General features: G+C 69.7%; 14 protein-coding genes. 11 read left to right on the top strand and 3 right to left on the bottom strand.

Going from position 1 to position 16,203, the window contains the following annotated elements; all coding sequences use genetic code 11:
• Positions 1-81: 81 nt before the first annotated feature.
• Entirely contained in the window at positions 82-1,368 is a 1,287-nt protein-coding gene (gene clpX, locus AC3IYI_RS13560; RefSeq protein WP_327252747.1) for an ATP-dependent Clp protease ATP-binding subunit ClpX, read from the top strand.
• A gap of 80 nt (positions 1,369-1,448) precedes the next feature.
• On the opposite strand, the gene AC3IYI_RS13555 is transcribed toward clpX, so the two are convergent.
• On the bottom strand, positions 1,449-2,429 hold the full coding sequence (locus AC3IYI_RS13555) for a hypothetical protein (protein ID WP_489410417.1): 981 nt from the start codon (positions 2,427-2,429) through the stop codon (positions 1,449-1,451).
• 127 nt (positions 2,430-2,556) lie between these two features.
• On the opposite strand from AC3IYI_RS13555, the gene AC3IYI_RS13550 reads away from it, so the two are divergent.
• The gene (locus AC3IYI_RS13550) at positions 2,557-5,178 is read left to right on the top strand and encodes a valine--tRNA ligase (RefSeq protein WP_489410416.1); all 2,622 of its coding nucleotides are present in this window, start codon (positions 2,557-2,559) and stop codon (positions 5,176-5,178) included.
• Positions 5,179-5,267: 89 nt separating this feature from the next.
• On the opposite strand, the gene AC3IYI_RS13545 is transcribed toward AC3IYI_RS13550, so the two are convergent.
• The gene (locus tag AC3IYI_RS13545) at positions 5,268-5,831 is read right to left on the bottom strand and encodes a vitamin K epoxide reductase family protein (RefSeq protein ID WP_489410415.1); all 564 of its coding nucleotides are present in this window, start codon (positions 5,829-5,831) and stop codon (positions 5,268-5,270) included.
• A 153-nt stretch (positions 5,832-5,984) separates the two neighbouring features.
• On the opposite strand from AC3IYI_RS13545, the gene AC3IYI_RS13540 reads away from it, so the two are divergent.
• Complete coding sequence (locus AC3IYI_RS13540; RefSeq protein WP_489410414.1) at positions 5,985-7,136, top strand: sensor histidine kinase; 1,152 nt, start codon at positions 5,985-5,987, stop codon at positions 7,134-7,136.
• Positions 7,137-7,177: 41 nt separating this feature from the next.
• On the opposite strand, the gene AC3IYI_RS13535 is transcribed toward AC3IYI_RS13540, so the two are convergent.
• Positions 7,178-8,227, bottom strand: coding sequence for a rod shape-determining protein (locus AC3IYI_RS13535; protein WP_489410413.1), 1,050 nt, complete (start codon positions 8,225-8,227; stop codon positions 7,178-7,180).
• A gap of 118 nt (positions 8,228-8,345) precedes the next feature.
• Between AC3IYI_RS13535 and folC the strand changes: the two genes are divergently transcribed.
• The 8 genes from folC (at position 8,346) to mrdA (ending at position 16,198) form a co-directional block, all read left to right on the top strand.
• The gene (gene folC / locus AC3IYI_RS13530; RefSeq protein WP_489410412.1) at positions 8,346-9,860 is read left to right on the top strand and encodes a bifunctional tetrahydrofolate synthase/dihydrofolate synthase; all 1,515 of its coding nucleotides are present in this window, start codon (positions 8,346-8,348) and stop codon (positions 9,858-9,860) included.
• Positions 9,861-9,863: 3 nt separating this feature from the next.
• Positions 9,864-10,205, top strand: a complete 342-nt coding sequence (locus AC3IYI_RS13525; protein ID WP_489410411.1) for a DUF4233 domain-containing protein — start codon at positions 9,864-9,866, stop codon at positions 10,203-10,205.
• Between the two features lie 22 nt (positions 10,206-10,227).
• Positions 10,228-10,368, top strand: a complete 141-nt coding sequence (locus AC3IYI_RS13520; protein WP_489410410.1) for a hypothetical protein — start codon at positions 10,228-10,230, stop codon at positions 10,366-10,368.
• 49 nt (positions 10,369-10,417) lie between these two features.
• A complete protein-coding gene (gene ndk, locus AC3IYI_RS13515) occupies positions 10,418-10,828 on the top strand; it encodes a nucleoside-diphosphate kinase (RefSeq protein ID WP_489410409.1) in 411 nt (136 codons plus the stop codon).
• 296 nt (positions 10,829-11,124) lie between these two features.
• On the top strand, positions 11,125-12,144 hold the full coding sequence (locus AC3IYI_RS13510; RefSeq protein ID WP_069923827.1) for a rod shape-determining protein: 1,020 nt from the start codon (positions 11,125-11,127) through the stop codon (positions 12,142-12,144).
• Between the two features lie 195 nt (positions 12,145-12,339).
• On the top strand, positions 12,340-13,287 hold the full coding sequence (gene mreC / locus AC3IYI_RS13505) for a rod shape-determining protein MreC (RefSeq protein WP_489410408.1): 948 nt from the start codon (positions 12,340-12,342) through the stop codon (positions 13,285-13,287).
• A 12-nt stretch (positions 13,288-13,299) separates the two neighbouring features.
• On the top strand, positions 13,300-14,004 hold the full coding sequence (mreD, locus tag AC3IYI_RS13500) for a rod shape-determining protein MreD (protein ID WP_243334831.1): 705 nt from the start codon (positions 13,300-13,302) through the stop codon (positions 14,002-14,004).
• A gap of 13 nt (positions 14,005-14,017) precedes the next feature.
• Positions 14,018-16,198, top strand: a complete 2,181-nt coding sequence (mrdA, locus tag AC3IYI_RS13495; protein WP_489410407.1) for a penicillin-binding protein 2 — start codon at positions 14,018-14,020, stop codon at positions 16,196-16,198.
• Positions 16,199-16,203: the final 5 nt, after the last annotated feature.

The following is a 16,203-nucleotide window of genomic DNA, read 5'->3' as shown; positions in this document are numbered from 1 at the left end:
GGGCCCCCGGCAAGGTACCGTCGGATATGAGGCACCAGGAGCGCTGAACCAGGCGTCTCCCAGGCGAAGGGGAAGCACCTCGTGGCACGCATCGGTGACGGCGGCGACCTGCTCAAGTGCTCGTTCTGCGGAAAGAGCCAGAAGCAGGTGAAGAAGCTCATCGCGGGACCCGGTGTGTACATCTGCGACGAGTGCATCGACCTCTGCAACGAGATCATCGAAGAGGAACTCGCGGAGACCTCCGAGGTCCGCTGGGAAGAACTTCCCAAGCCCCGCGAGATCTACGAGTTCCTGGAGAGCTACGTCGTCGGCCAGGAGCCGGCGAAGAAGGCGCTCTCCGTCGCGGTGTACAACCACTACAAGCGCGTCCAGGCCGGCGAGAACGGCGGCGCGCAGGGCAAGGACGACGCGATCGAGCTCGCGAAGTCCAACATCCTCCTGCTCGGCCCCACGGGCTCGGGCAAGACGCTGCTGGCCCAGACGCTGGCCCGGATGCTCAACGTCCCGTTCGCCATCGCGGACGCGACGGCGCTCACGGAGGCCGGGTACGTCGGCGAGGACGTCGAGAACATCCTGCTCAAGCTGATCCAGGCGGCCGACTACGACGTCAAGAAGGCCGAAACCGGGATCATCTACATCGACGAGATCGACAAGGTCGCCCGCAAGAGCGAGAACCCGTCGATCACGCGCGACGTGAGCGGCGAGGGCGTGCAGCAGGCCCTCCTGAAGATCCTGGAAGGCACGACCGCTTCCGTACCGCCGCAGGGCGGCCGCAAGCACCCGCACCAGGAATTCATCCAGATCGACACGACGAACGTGCTGTTCATCGTGGGCGGCGCCTTCTCCGGCCTGGAGCGGATCATCGAATCCCGCGCCGGCGCCAAGGGCATCGGCTTCGGGGCGACCATCCGCTCGAAGCGCGAGATCGAGGCGAGCAACCAGTTCCAGGAGGTCATGCCGGAGGACCTGGTGAAGTTCGGGATGATCCCCGAGTTCATCGGCCGTCTGCCCGTCATCACCTCCGTGCACAACCTGGACCGCGAGGCCCTGCTCCAGATCCTCATCGAGCCGCGCAACGCGCTGGTCAAGCAGTACCAGCGGCTGTTCGAACTCGACGGCGTCGAGCTGGACTTCGAGCGCGAGGCCCTCGAAGCCATCGCCGACCAGGCGATCCTCCGCCAGACCGGCGCGCGCGGCCTGCGCGCCATCATGGAAGAGGTCCTGATGTCGGTGATGTACGAGGTCCCGTCCCGCAAGGACGTGGCCCGCGTGGTCATCACCTCGGACGTCGTCCGCTCCAACGTCAACCCGACGCTGGTCCCGCGGATCGTCCCGAAGGACCAGGGCCCGCACGAGAAGTCGGCGTAAGCATTCGGCAGACGTGCCACATGAGGAAGGGCGCCCCCGCTCCGGGGGCGCCCTTCCTCATGTGTGGTGGGTGCCGGCGGCTAGTTCTTGGCGCGCGCCGTGTTGTAGAGCTTCGCGTCCAGCTCGGCGGTCTGGGCCAGGGTGTAGCCCTTGCCGCCGGTCATCATCTTGGCGATGTCGATGGTCGTGGTCACGCCCATGGTGCTGTAGTCGGTCCAGATGCACACCGGGAAGGTGATTTCCTTGGGCTCCAGCGGGTTGGTGGAGGGCTTCTTGGAGACGATCTTCATCTCCTGGCACTTCATCAGCGCGCCGCTGAACCCGGCCGGCTGGAAGGTCTCCGGGGAGCCGATGAACTGGACGTCGGCGTCCTTGTCCTTCTCCTGCGTGCTGGAGGCCTTGAACATCGCGAACGAGGAGTCGAGGGTCTTCGCGGGGTCCGCGATCTCGCCGTAGAACCCGGAGAAGCTGAGCTGCTTGCTCTCCAGCGGCTTGGCCGGGTCGGAGATCTCGTAGTCCTGGGCGACCTTGGTCGGGTTCTTGATCCCGATCGCCTCGATCCGCGTCTTCTCCTCGTCGTCCATCTTCTTGGACGGGCCGGGCTTGGTGGGCTTCTTGAAGTCGTTCACCGACGCCGGCGGGACGATCTTGTAGCCCTTGGTGGAGGCGGAGACGTCACCGTTGCCGGCGCCCGAGCCCAGGAACCAGTACGCGCCGCCGCCGATCACGGCAACCGCCAGGAACACGCCGATGATGACGCCGGCCTTCGACTTCTTCGGGGGCTGCTGCGGGGGCATCCCGCCGCCGTACGGAGGCTGCTGCTGGTAGCCGCCGTACGGGGGCTGCTGCTGGGGGAAGCCGGGCTGCTGCTGCGGGTAGCCCTGCTGGGGAACTCCCTGGGGGGCCTGCTGCGGGTATCCGTAGCCGGGCTGCGCGCCGGGCTGCTGGCCGTAGGGGCCGGGCTGCTGGCCGTACGGGTTCGGCTGCTGCGGCTGCTGTCCGTAAGGCCCCGGCTGCTGCGGCTGCTGGCCCCCGTACGGTCCCGGCTGGTTGTAGCTCATCCCACGTCCCCCCATGAGGTTGTTTATGCGTCCCACACATCCTGACGGAAGCCGGAGGCGCTCAGGGCGCCGGGTCCTGGGAAAGCCGGTTTCATGACTGGACTGTTACCGCTCTAAACTGTGCCCCGTGACCGAGAACACGCAGACACCCAGCAGCCCCTACTCCGAACTGCCGACTTCGTACGCGCCGGCCGATGTAGAGGGGAAGCTCTACGAGCGCTGGGTAGAGCGTGGGTACTTCGAGGCGGACGAGAAGAGCGACAAGCCTCCCTTCGCCATCGTCATCCCGCCGCCGAACGTCACCGGAAGCCTCCACCTGGGGCACGCCTTCGAGCACACGCTCATCGACGCCATCACCCGCCGCAAGCGCATGCAGGGCTACGAGACCCTGTGGCAGCCCGGCATGGACCACGCGGGCATCGCCACCCAGAACGTCGTCGAGCGCGAGCTCGCGAAGGAGGGCAAGTCCCGCCACGACCTGGGCCGCGAGGCCTTCGTCGAGCGCGTCTGGCAGTGGAAGGGCGAGTCCGGCGGGCAGATCTCCGGCCAGATGCGCCGCCTCGGCGACGGCGTCGACTGGTCGCGCGAGCGCTTCACCATGGACGAGGGCCTGTCCGAGGCCGTCCAGACCATCTTCAAGAAGCTCTACGACGACGAGCTGATCTACCGCGCCGAGCGCATCATCAACTGGTGCCCGCGCTGCCTCACCGCGATCTCCGACATCGAGGTCGAGTACCAGGACGACGAGGGCGAGCTCGTCTCCATCCGGTATGGGGAAGGTGACGCGTCCATCGTCGTCGCGACGACCCGCGCCGAGACGATGCTGGGTGACACGGCTGTTGCCGTCCACCCCGACGACGAGCGCTACAAGCACCTCGTCGGCACCGAGATCGAGCTGCCGCTCACCGGCCGCCGCATCCCGGTCGTCGCCGACGAGCACGTCGACCCCGAGTTCGGCACCGGCGCCGTCAAGGTGACCCCGGCGCACGACCCGAACGACTTCGAGATCGGTCAGCGCCACGGCCTGCCCAACCTCGCCGTCATGGACGAGCACGCCGTCATCACCGTCCACGGCCCCTTCCTGGGCCAGGACCGGCTGGAGGCCCGTTCCGCCATCGTCGCCGCGCTGCGCGCCGAGGGCCGGATCGTCGCCGAGAAGCGCCCGTACACGCACTCCGTCGGCCACTGCTCGCGCTGCAAGACCACCATCGAGCCCCGCCTGTCGCTCCAGTGGTGGGTCAAGGTCGGTCCGCTCGCCAAGGCCGCCGGTGACGCGGTCCGCGACGGCCAGGTCAAGATCCACCCGCAGGAGATGGAGAAGCGCTACTTCGACTGGGTCGACAACCTCCACGACTGGTGCATCTCGCGCCAGCTCTGGTGGGGCCACCGCATCCCCGTCTGGTACGGCCCGAACGGCGAGATCGTCTGCGTCGGCCCCGACGAGCAGCCGCCGAGCGGCGAGGGCTGGACCCAGGACACGGACGTCCTGGACACCTGGTTCTCCTCTGGCCTGTGGCCGTTCTCCACGCTCGGCTGGCCGCAGCAGACCGACAGCCTGGCGAAGTTCTACCCGAACGCCGTCCTGGTCACCGGCTACGACATCCTCTTCTTCTGGGTCGCCCGGATGATGATGTTCGGCCTGTACGCGATGGACGGCACCCCGCCGTTCCACACCATCGCCCTGCACGGCATGGTCCGCGACGAGCGCGGCAAGAAGATGTCGAAGTCCTTCGGCAACGCGGTCAACCCGCTGGACTGGATGGACAAGTACGGCTCCGACGCGGTCCGCTTCACCCTGGCGCGCGGCGCCAACCCGGGTGTCGACGTCCCGATCGGCGAGGACTGGGTCCAGGCCTCCAGCAAGTTCGCCAACAAGATCTGGAACGCCACCCGCTTCGCGATGATGAACGGCGCCACGATCGAGGGCGAACTGCCGCCGGTCGAGAAGCTGTCGGCGACCGACCGCTGGATCCTGTCCCGGCTGAACGAGACGGTCGCGCAGGCCGACGCCTTCTACGAGGACTACCAGTTCTCGAAGCTCAGCGAGGCGCTCTACCACTTCGCGTGGGACGAGGTCTTCGACTGGTACGTCGAGCTGTCGAAGACGACCTTCTTCGCGGGCGGCGAGCCGGCCAAGGCCTCCGCCCGGGTCCTCGGCGAGGTCCTCGACGTCATGCTGCGCCTCCTGCACCCGGTGGTCCCCTTCGTCACCGAGACCCTGTGGACCACGCTGACCGGCGGCGAGTCCCTCGTGATCGCCGACTGGCCGAAGGACAGCGGCTTCCGCGACGCGGCCGCCGAGGCCGAGATCGAGGGCGTCCAGAGCCTGGTCCGCGAGGTCCGCCGGTTCCGCAAGGAGCAGGGCCTCGACGACAAGCAGAAGGTCCCGGCCCGCCTGGACCTGTCCGCCACCACGCTGGCCGCCCACGAGGCCGCCATCCGCCAGGTGCTGCGCCTCCAGCCGGAGGGCGACGCCTTCAGCGCCACCGCGACCCTGCCGGTCGCCGGCGCCACCGTCGCGCTCGACCTGTCGGGCACGATCGACATCCCGGCGGAGCGCAAGCGGCTGAGCAAGGACCTGGCCGCCGCCGAGAAGGAGAAGCAGCAGGCCGAGGCGAAGCTCGGGAACGAGGCGTTCATCGCCAAGGCCCCCGACAACGTCGTGGACAAGATCAAGGGTCGCCTGACCAAGGCGGAGGACGACATCGTCCGCCTCCAGGCCCAGCTGGCAGCGCTGCCCGAGGGCTGACGGCTCCCGTAGGACGCAAGCGAAGGCCCCCACGCCGTCGGTCGACGTGGGGGCCTTCGCGGTATCTGTTCCCCGGAGGGGGCCCGGCGTCACAGCAGCCGGGCGGCGAACTTCGTCAGGATGAGCGCCGCGACCACCCCGTAGGCGGCCAGCGGCACCAGCCAGTGCGGGATCGCCCGCAGCCGGGAGCCGGCCGGGGCCAGGTGGCGGGTGACGTACCAGAACAGCGGGATCATCACCGCCCAGACGACCATGCACCACGGGCACAGCGCCCCGATCACGTACAGGCACTGGCTGATCAGCCACACCGTGAAGGCGAACCCGGCCGCGATCCCGGCCCACAGCCCCCGCCACAGCCACTGGGGGAACAGCGCCCCGGCGACCAGGGCCGTGCCCAGCCCGGCGAGGGCCGCGAAGCCGGCGAGGCCGAGCAGCATGTTGGGGAAGCCCAGCAGGTTGCCCTGCCAGGTGGTCATCACGTCGCCGCAGCTCAGCACCGCGTTGACGTTGCAGCCCGGGGTGAAGAGCGGGTCCTCCAGGGTGCGGATGCGGTCGTAGGTGAGGACGCCGGAGGCCAGGGTGCCGATGAGGCCGCCGATCAGCAGGAGCAGGGCGGTGCCCCGAGGGGTGGCGGTGCCCCGATGGGTGGTCATTCTCCCGACGCTACGAGCGTCCGGGCAGCCCCGGGTAGAGCGGGAAGGCCTCCGGGCCGGGGGACCTCCGGCCTGTCCGAAGTGCCCTAAATCACGCGTTCTCGGGTCCTGGCGCCCCGGATTCGAGGGTGCCGACCACGGATGATGGAGGGCATGCACGTCACGCCCGCCCCCTCGGCGCCCCACCGGCTCCTGGCCTTCGGCCGCCGGCTCGCGCAGGGCTGGGCCGGTTCCCCGCGCGCGATGGACCTGCTCGCGGCCCTCAGCTGCCTGGGCCTGATGGCGCTCGACCTGCCGGGCCTGGCGGCCGCCGACAACTCCCTGAGCGGGCCCGCCGCGGCGGTCGTCCTGGCGCTCGGCTGCTCCACCCTGCTGGTGCGGCGCCGGCTGCCCTGGGTCTCGTACCTCGCCGCGCTGCTCTTCATCGGCTGGCTGCACGAGCTGACCCTGATCCAGTTCGCGCTGTACTCGGTGGGCCGCTTCCGCGGGCGCCGGGCCGGGGTCCTCGCGACCCTCGGCTACCTCGCCTTCGTGGTGTGCCTGTTCTTCTGCGTGCCGGGCTGGCCGCTGTCCCGGGCCGAGACGCTCAGCTCCTTCCTCAGCCTCGTCGTGCCCATCGGGGTCCTCGCCTCGGCCGTGGGCATCGCCGCCTACCGCCACGACCTCGTGCGCGAGCTCGACACCCGGCGCGCCGAATCCGCCGTCCTGCAGGCCGTCCAGCAGGAGCGGACCTCCGTCGCCCGCGACGTCCACGACTTCGTCGGGCGCGAGCTGACCCTGCTGACGGTCCGCTCCGAGGTGCTGTCGATGCGCTCGCGCGAGACGGCGTACGGATCAGACTTCGAGGAGCTCGCCGACACCGCCCGCCGGGCCCACCTGGTGCTCAACGAGATCATCGTGCAGCGCGGGGAGCGGACGGCCACCCCGGGCGTGGAAGGGCTGGCGGCGCTCGCGGAGGAGAGCGGGCGTGCCGGTTCGCCCGTACGGCTCGACCTGGATCCGGACGTGCACGGCCTGTCGCCGCTGCGCCAGGCGGCGGTCTACCGGGTGGTGCAGGAATGCCTCACCAACGCCGCCAAGCACGCGCGCGGCGAGACCATCGAGGTGTCCATCGCGGCGGACGGGCCGCAGCTGCGGATCGCCGTCCGCAACGGGCTGGCGCGGCGCAACCCGGCCAGGGCCCCCGTCTCGGCGGGCTCGGGCACGGCGAGCATGTGCGAGCGCGTGCGCAGCCTGGGCGGCACCCTGACGGCCACGCGCACGCAGGACGCGTACGAGGTCCTCGCGACCCTCCCGAAGGGCTGAGCCCACAGCCCCCCGCTGCTGCCCCTAGGCCCGCGCCGGCGCTAGGCCCGCGTCGGCGCCAGCAGGCTGCTGAGCGCGTCCATGTCCTCCACACAGCGGCCCGAGCCCAGGGCCACGCAGTCCAGCGGGTCGTCCGCGACGAAGACCGGGATCCCCGTCGAGGAGGCCATCCGCAGGTCCAGGCCGGGCAGTAGCGCGCCGCCGCCGGTCAGGACGATGCCGTGCTCCATGACGTCGCCGGACAGTTCGGGCGGGCACTCCTCCAGGGTGGTGCGGACCGCCGCGATGATCGACTCGACCGGCTCGTCGAGGGCGGTCCGGATGTCGCGCGCGTCGAGCCGGAGCGTCTGGGGCATGCCGCCGACCTTCTCGCGGCCCCGCACCGTGAAGGTGGCCGTCTCCAGCTCCGGCCGGTCCGGCACCGGCCACGCCGAGCCGATGGCGATCTTGACGTCCTCGGCGGTGCGGTCGCCGATGAGCAGGGAGTGTTCCTTGCGGACCCAGTCGGTGATCGCGGCGTCCATCCGGTCGCCGGCGACCCGCAGCGACTGCGAGGTGACGATGCCGCCCAGCGAGATGACGGCGACCTCGCAGGTCCCGCCGCCGATGTCGACGACCATCGAGCCGCGCGGTTCGGAGACCGGGAGCCCGGCGCCGATCGCCGCGGCCATCGGCTCCTCGATCAGGTGCACGGTCTTGGCACCGGCCCGGGTGGAGGCGTGGATGATGGCCCGCCGTTCCACCTGGGTGACGCCGGACGGTACGCAGACCACCATGCGGGTGCGGACCCGACGGCCGGGGACGGCCTTGCGGACGAAGTGCCGGATCATCTCCTCGGCGGCCTCGTAGTCGCAGATCACGCCGTCCCTGAGGGGGCGGATCGCGGTGATGGAGCCGGGGGTGCGGCCGATGGTCTCCTTGGCCTCGGTCCCCACGGCCAGTGCGGTGGTGGTGCCCGCCTTGACGGCCACCACGGACGGCTCATTGAGGACGATGCCGTGCCCCCGTGCGTAGACGAGGGTGTTGGCGGTTCCCAGGTCTATCCCTATGTCGCGGCTGGAAGCTGTCTTGTTGATGCTGGCCTGCGGCATTTGTTCCCCAATCTCCTGTCCGCAAGGCTTGCATAACGATCAGGTCGCCCCGGCAGCCGAAGGTCCCGACACGACCGGGCCGAAAGTCCCCCCGGCCCTCGTCCGTAGACTGGGTCCTGTGAGTGAGCAGCAGCCCGAGAGCCACGATGACAGCTTCGACACCTTCGACAAGATCGTGGCGGAAGAGTCCGACCGCGACCCCGACCTGGCGGTGATCGAGGCGGGCAGCCGCACCCTGCGCACGCAGGCCGGTCCGCTCCAGGGCGACCCGGTACCCGAAGAGCCCGCCGACCCCGAGGTGGCCAAGGCGCTGCGGGAGGTGGAGCAGGAGCTGGCCGGGCGCTGGGGCGAGACCAAGCTGGAGCCGTCCGTCACGCGCATCGCCGCACTGATGGACCTCCTGGGCGAGCCGCAGCGCGCGTACCCCTCCATCCACGTCACCGGCACCAACGGCAAGACGAGCACGTCCCGCATGATCGAGGCCCTGCTGAACGCCTTCGAGCTGCGCACCGGGCGTTACACCAGCCCGCACGTGCAGTCGATCACCGAGCGGATCAGCCTGGACGGGGCTCCGATCACCGCCGAGCGGTTCATCGAGGCCTACGACGACATCAAGCCCTACGTGGACATGGTCGACGCGGCCGAAGAGATCCGGCTGTCGTTCTTCGAGGTCCTCACCGGCATGGCCTACGCGGCCTTCGCGGACGCCCCCGTGGACGCGGCCGTGATCGAGGTGGGCATGGGCGGCGCCTGGGACGCCACCAACGTCATCGACGGCGCGGTCGCCGTGGTCACCCCGATCAGCCTGGACCACACGGACCGGCTCGGCTCCACCACCGGCGAGATCGCTCAGGAGAAGGGCGGCATCATCAAGCAGGGCGCCACCGTGATCCTGGCGCAGCAGCCGGTGGACGCGGCGCAGGTGCTGCTGAAGAAGGCCGTGGAGGTCGACGCGACCGTGGCCCGTGCGGGCATGGAGTTCGGCGTCGTCACCCGCGAGGTCGCGGTGGGCGGGCAGCAGCTGACGCTGCGCGGCCTGGGCGGCGAGTACGACGGCATCTTCCTGCCGCTGTACGGCGCCCACATGGCGCAGAACGCGGCGGTGGCGCTGGCGGCGGTCGAGGCCTTCTTCGGGATCGGCGCCGACCACGCGCGGGTCCTGGACGTGGAGACCGTGCGCAAGGCCTTCGCCGCGGTGACCTCGCCCGGCCGCATGGAGGTCGTGCGGCGCAGCCCGACGGTGGTCCTGGACGCGGCGCACAACCCGGCCGGGGCGCAGGTCACGGCGGAGGCGGTGACCGAGGCCTTCGGCTTCAGCCGGCTGGTCGGGGTCGTGGGCGCGAGCGAGGGCAAGGACGCGCGCGGGGTCTTCGAGGCCTTCGAGCCGATCTTCGCGGAGGTCGTGATCACGGAGAACACCAGCCACCGGGCGATGTCCGCCGACGATCTGGCGGCCATCGCGGTCGAGGTCTTCGGCGCCGACCGGGTGCAGGTGGAGCCGCGGCTGGACGACGCCCTGGAGGCGGCGATCACCCTGGCGGAGGAAGAGGCGGAGTACGGAGGGGCCGGGGTCCTGGTGACCGGGTCCGTGATCACGGTGGGCGAGGCCCGCATGCTGCTGAAGAGGGGCTGAGGGATGCGCACGCTGTGTGCTTCGACGCTGATCGCCGAGTTCTTCGTGATCGGCTTCGCCGGGCTGGTCGCGATGAAGGGCGATCTGAGCCAGGCCACCGTCTGGACGGTGTGCGGGATCGCGATGCTGGTGTCGGTCCTGCTGTGCGGGATGCTCTCGCGCCCCGGGGCCGTCCAGATCGGCTGGGCCCTGCAGATCGGGCTCGTGCTGAGCGGCTTCGTCGTGCCGATGATGTTCATCCTGGGCGTGGTGTTCGCCGGTCTGTGGTGGTGCTCGATCCACTACGGCCGCCGCATCGACGTGATCAAGGCCCGCTGGGCCGCCCAGAGTGAGGCTTCGGCCTGAGCTCGCACGGTGTGCTGACCGGGTGCTTGACTGGCACCTGGTCGGCGCCCGCCTCCCCGCCGCTGCGGGGGTGAACCCCGACCTTGCCCTTGCGCTCGCCGTACTGGGCGTCCTGCTCCCCGCCGCTGCGGGGACCCGGGGGCGAGGCGCCGGCTGCACCTGACCCCTGTAGCCTCGGGTTACCGCACCCGTATGCCGCAAGGAGTTACAACATGACCCAGCGCACGCTCGTCCTGCTCAAGCCGGACGCGGTCAGGCGTGGCCTGGTGGGCGAGATCGTCGGCCGCATCGAGCGCAAGGCCGGTTGGACGATCTCGGCGCTGGAGCTGCGTACGCTCGACCGGAGCATTCTGGAGCAGCACTACGCCGAGCACGTGGGGCGCCCGTTCTACGAGCCCCTCATGGGCTTCATGGCCAGCGGCCCGGTCGTGGCCCTGGTCGTCGAAGGGGAGCGCGTGATCGAGGGTGTCCGCCAGTTGGCCGGACCCACTGACCCGATTGCCGCCGCACCCGGCTCCATCCGGGGCGACTTCGGTACCGTCACCCGGGAGAACCTGATCCACGCCTCGGACTCCGAGGAGTCCGCGGAGCGGGAGCTGAAGCTGTTCTTCCCGGCGCTGTGATCACTCTTTTCTGACGCAACATCAGCCGAATAGCGCTCATGACCTGGGGCGACCGAAGTAATTTCGGTCGCCCTCCGGTATTACCGGGCACATTCGGGAACGCATAGACAGGACACGACGTCACCACTATGGGGGCGGATATCCGTTCCGGCGGGCTTGCCGGAGTCCCGTCGCGCGGTGCCCGTACTCGCGGCACTACGATGGGGCTTCCACCCACACACCCACCTCGCCGACCTGACAGCAGCCGCTATCAACTGGAAGGCCAGACGCTCCTCATGGGGAACAAGGGGAACAACATGTCGTTCATCGGCCGTGACATGGCGATCGACCTCGGGACCGCCAACACGCTGGTGTACGTGAGGGGCCGGGGAATCGTCCTGAACGAGCCGTCCGTGGTCGCCATCAACACGAACACCGGTGGCATCCTGGCGGTCGGCTCCGAAGCCAAGAAGATGATCGGGCGCACGCCCGGCAACATCGTCGCCGTTCGGCCCCTCAAGGACGGCGTCATCGCCGACTTCGAGATCACCGAGCGGATGCTCCGGTACTTCATCCTCAAGATCCACAAGCGCCGTTACCTGGCCCGCCCGCGCGTCGTGGTCTGCGTGCCCTCCGGCATCACGGGAGTGGAGCGCCGCGCCGTCATCGAGGCGTCCACGCAGGCCGGTGCCCGCCAGGTGCACATCATCGAAGAGCCGATGGCCGCCGCCATCGGCGCGGGCCTGCCCGTCCACGAGGCCACCGGCAACATGGTCGTGGACATCGGCGGCGGCACCACCGAGGTGGCCGTCATCTCCCTCGGCGGAATCGTCACGGCACAGTCCATCCGGGTGGCCGGCGACGAGCTCGACAACGCGATCATCCAGCACATCAAGAAGGAGTACTCGCTCCTCCTCGGTGAGCGCACCGCTGAGCAGATCAAGATCACCATCGGGTCGGCCTACGACCTCGACAAGGACGAGCACACCGAGATCCGCGGCCGCGACCTGGTCTCGGGCCTGCCCAAGACCGTCGTGATCTCGGCCGCCGAGGTCCGCAAGGCGATCGAGGAGCCGGTCAACGCCATCGTCGACGCCGTCAAGACCACCCTCGACAAGTGCCCGCCGGAGCTCTCCGGCGACATCATGGACCGCGGCATCGTCCTGACCGGAGGCGGCGCCCTGCTCCGCGGCCTCGACGAGCGGCTGCGCCGCGAGACGGGCATGCCGATCCATATCGCCGAGGACCCGCTCGACTCCGTCGCGCTCGGATCCGGCAAGTGCGTAGAGGAGTTCGAGGCGCTCCAGCAGGTCCTGGACGCCCAGCCGCGACGCTGATCCGGCCCGCCGCGCGGCGGTGGAACACCAAATGATCCGCCGTACGGGTGCTACCGGGCCCGTGCGGCGGATCGTTGATATACAGGCAAGGTCCGGTGCGAGCCCCGGCTCCACCGGAGCGGCTTCGCCGCACGGGTGACTATCCGGAGCGGCTTCGCCGCACGGGTATCTACGAGGAAGGCACGGCCGCCGCACGTGAGGGACACACGAGAAAGCCGGCTGCTCCTGGTGCTTCTGATCGCCATCGCGTTCGCTTTGATCACGGTGGACATCAGGACGGGTGAGGAGTCTCCGGTCGACGGTGCCCGACAGGCCGCCGCAGCGGTCTTCGGACCGGTCGAGAAGGGCGTGGCGAAAGGCGTCGACCCGGTCGCCAACGCCATAGGGGCGGTACGGGACTCCGGCGAGCGGCACAACCGCATCGCGACGCTGGAGCGCGAGAACGCGGCGCTCAAGGCCAAGCTGGGCAGCGACGACCAGACCCGCAGCCGGATCCGCGAGCTCGACGAGATGCTCAAGCGGGCGGGCGCGGGCCAGTACGCCATCAAGGGCGCCGAGGTCATCGCCATAGGAGCGGCCCAGGGCTTCTCCTGGACCGTCACCATCGACGCGGGCAGCAAGGACGGCATCGAGCGCGACATGACCGTCCTCAACGGGGACGGACTCGTCGGCCGCGTCGCCACCGTCGGCCCCGACACCGCCACCGTGGTCCTCGCCAACGACCCCGACTTCACGGTCGGAACCCGCCTGGAGAAGACCGGCGAACTCGGCTTCGCCACCGGTCAGGGCGACCGGGAGCTCTCCGTGCAGATGCTCAACGGCAAGGCCAAGATCAACACCGGCGACCGGCTCGTCACCTTCGGCTCGCGCGGCAACAAGCCCTTCGTGCCCGGCGTCCCGATCGGCGAGGTGATCAAGGTCGACCCCTCGCGCGGCGACCTGACCCGGACCGTCTGGGTCCGCCCCTTCGTCGGCTTCTCCCGGCTGGACATCGTCGGCGTCGTGGTGATGCCCCCGCGCGAGGACCCGCGCGACGCGGTCCTGCCGCCCAAGCCCGAAGCGCCCAAGCCCACCCCGACGGTCACCGTCACGGTCACCCCGTCTCCCGGCGCGTCCGCGTCCGGCAAGCCGGACGAGGACTAGGAGCCGATCATCATGCGTTTCAACCGGATCCTGCTCTCGGGCACGCTCGTCGTGGTCGCCCTGGTCGTCCAGGTCTCCATCCTGGGCCGCCTCCAACTCCCCGGAGCCGTCCCCGACCTGGTCCTGCTCACGGTCGTCGCCCTCGCACTCGTGTACGGGTGCGTCAGCGGCGCCCTCATCGGCTTCGCCGCCGGACTCCTCACCGACCTGGCCCCGCCCGCGGACCATGCCGCCGGCCGGTACGCGCTCGTGCTGTGCGTCATCGGCTACGTCGCCGGCCTGGTCCGTCCCGACACCGGGCGGTTCCGCTCCGCCTGGGGCCCGATGCTCACCGTGGTCGGCGCCGCCTTCGTCTCCACCCTGCTCTACGCCGGCGTCGGCGCCCTGGTCGGCGACACCGCCGCCCGCCACGTGGGGCTGACCGGACTGGTGTTCACCGCGGTCCTCTACGACCTGCTGCTCGCCCCCTTCACCGTGCCGTTCATCATGGCCCTGGCCCGCCGTGCGGAGAACGACCCGATGGCCGTCGAGGCCAACGGCGGCCCGCCCGCGGGCAAGGACATCGCCTCCGGCTGGCTGGCCGGCGGCACCGGACTGCGGATCGGCAGCCAGCGAGGCGGCCTGCGGATGAAGACGGCCCGCAGCCGGGCCAACCGGGCCGGCCGGATAAAGGGCGTCAAGGGAATCAAGGGTGTGAAGAGCGTCAAGAAGCTGTGAGGGAGGAGTCCACGTGACCAACATTGCGGAGACCGGCCGTACGTCCCGGGTGCAGATCCGGCTCGTGATCATCCAGGTTCTCGTCTGCTCGATGTTCCTCACCCTCGGCGGCCGGCTCTGGTACCTCCAGATCCGCAACGGCGCGGAGTACTACCACGAGGCGAAGAGCAACCACGTCCAGCGGGTCGTCCAGCCCGCCGTGCGCGGGACGGTCCTCGACGCCCGGGGCGTCGCCCTCGCCGACAACGAAACCCGCCTGGTCGTCTCCACCAGCCGCACGGCGCTGATGAAGATGAAGGACCGCGGCAGGGCCGTCATGACCCGCCTCGCCGGCGTCCTGGACATGACCCCCAAGGAGGTCATGGAGAAGGTCCGCCTCTGCGACTCCCAGACCCCCGCGCCCTGCTGGAACGGCTCCCCGTACCAGCCGATCCCGATCACCCTCGACGCCACCACGCAGCAGGCGCTGCAGCTGCGCGAACGCCCCGAGGAGTTCCCCGGGATCACCGCCGAGCCCACCGCCGTCCGCCGCTACCCCGCCCCCGGCGGGGCCCGTACCTCCCAGGTGCTCGGCTACCTCTCGCCGGTCACCGACGAGGAGATCCAGAAGGCCAAGGACACCGACTCGCCGCACCTGCGCTCCGACCAGGTCGGCCGCTCCGGGATCGAGCGCACCTACGACAAGTACCTGCGCGGCAAGGCGATGGTCACCTCCTACGAGGTGGACAACCTCGGCCGGGTCATGCACCAGACCGAGTCCGACCCGGGCGTGCCCGGATCCACCCTCGTCACCAGCATCGACGCCCGGGTCCAGTCCGTCGCCGAGTTCGAGCTCCAGCAGGCGATGAAGACGGTCCGCCAGGAGACCGACAAGATCACCGGCCGCAAGTACGAGGCCGACTCGGGCGCCGTCGTGGTCATGGAGGCCAAGACCGGCCGTGTCGTCGCGATGGCCTCCCAGCCCGACTACGACCCCAACGCCTGGGTCGGCGGCATCGCCGCCAAGGACTACGCCAGTCTCACCAGCGATGCCTCCAACTACCCGCTGCTCAACCGGGCCATCCAGGGGCAGGCCCCCGCGGGCTCCATCTTCAAGGTGGTGTCGGCGAGCGCGGCCGTCCGGGCCGGCTACGCCTTCGACGACAAGTACAACTGCAGCGCCTCGTACAGCATGGGCAACCGGAGCTTCGCGAACTTCGAGTCCAAGGGCCACGGCCCCATCACCCTCGCCGAGGCCCTCAAGTTCTCCTGCAACACCGTCTTCTACGCACTCGGGCACAAGGAATGGAACCGCGACGGCGGCCTCAAGCCCAAGAAGGACGCCCACGACTGGTTCTACCGGACCGCCCGCGAGTTCGGCCTCGGCTCCGAGACCGGGATCGACCTGCCCAACGAGGTCACCGGCCGCATCCCCGACCGCGGATGGAAGAAGAGCTTCTGGGCGGCGAACAAGGACTCCTGGTGCAAGCAGGGCAAGAAGGGCGGCACCTACGTCGAGCAGATCGCCTACGAGAGCTGCCTCGAAGGCAACCAGCTCAAGGCGTTCGACAGCATCAACTTCGCCATCGGCCAGGGCGACGTCCTCGTCACCCCCATCCAGATGGCCACCGCCTACTCCGCCATCAGCAACGGCGGCACCCTCTTCGACCCCACGGTCGGCAAGGCCGTCATCAGCCCCGACGGCAAGCACATCGAGTGGATCAAGCCCAAGTCGCACGGCAGGCTGCCGATCGACGCCAAGACCGTCAAGGACCTCGACAAGGGCCTGCGCATGGTCGTCGAGCCCGGAGGCACCGCCGCCTGGCGCTTCGGCGGCTGGCCGCTGGACAAGATCCCCATGCGGGCCAAGACCGGCACCGCCCAGGTCTACGGCAAGCAGACCACCTCGTGGCTGGCGACCTACACCGACGACTTCACCATCGTCATGACCATCTCCCAGGGCGGCACCGGCTCCGGAGCCTCCGGCCCCGCCGTCCGCAACATCTACAACGCCATCTACGGCCTCGACATGGCGGGCAACCAGGACCTGAAGAAGGCACTCCTGCTGGGTCCGGAGAAGAAGCTGCCCAAGATCCGCCCCGACGGCGGCATCGATTCCCCCGAGATCCGGCCGTACGTCCCGCCGTCCCCGGAAGAACCGGCGCCGCCCGCGCTTGCCGGCCCGCCCGCCCAGCGCCCCGCGCAGCACGACTGAGTACC

The organism is Streptomyces sp. GL_148, from assembly GCF_057834205.1.
The sequence above is the reverse complement of the archived record's forward strand: the minus strand, read 5'-3'. Positions and strand labels throughout refer to the sequence as shown.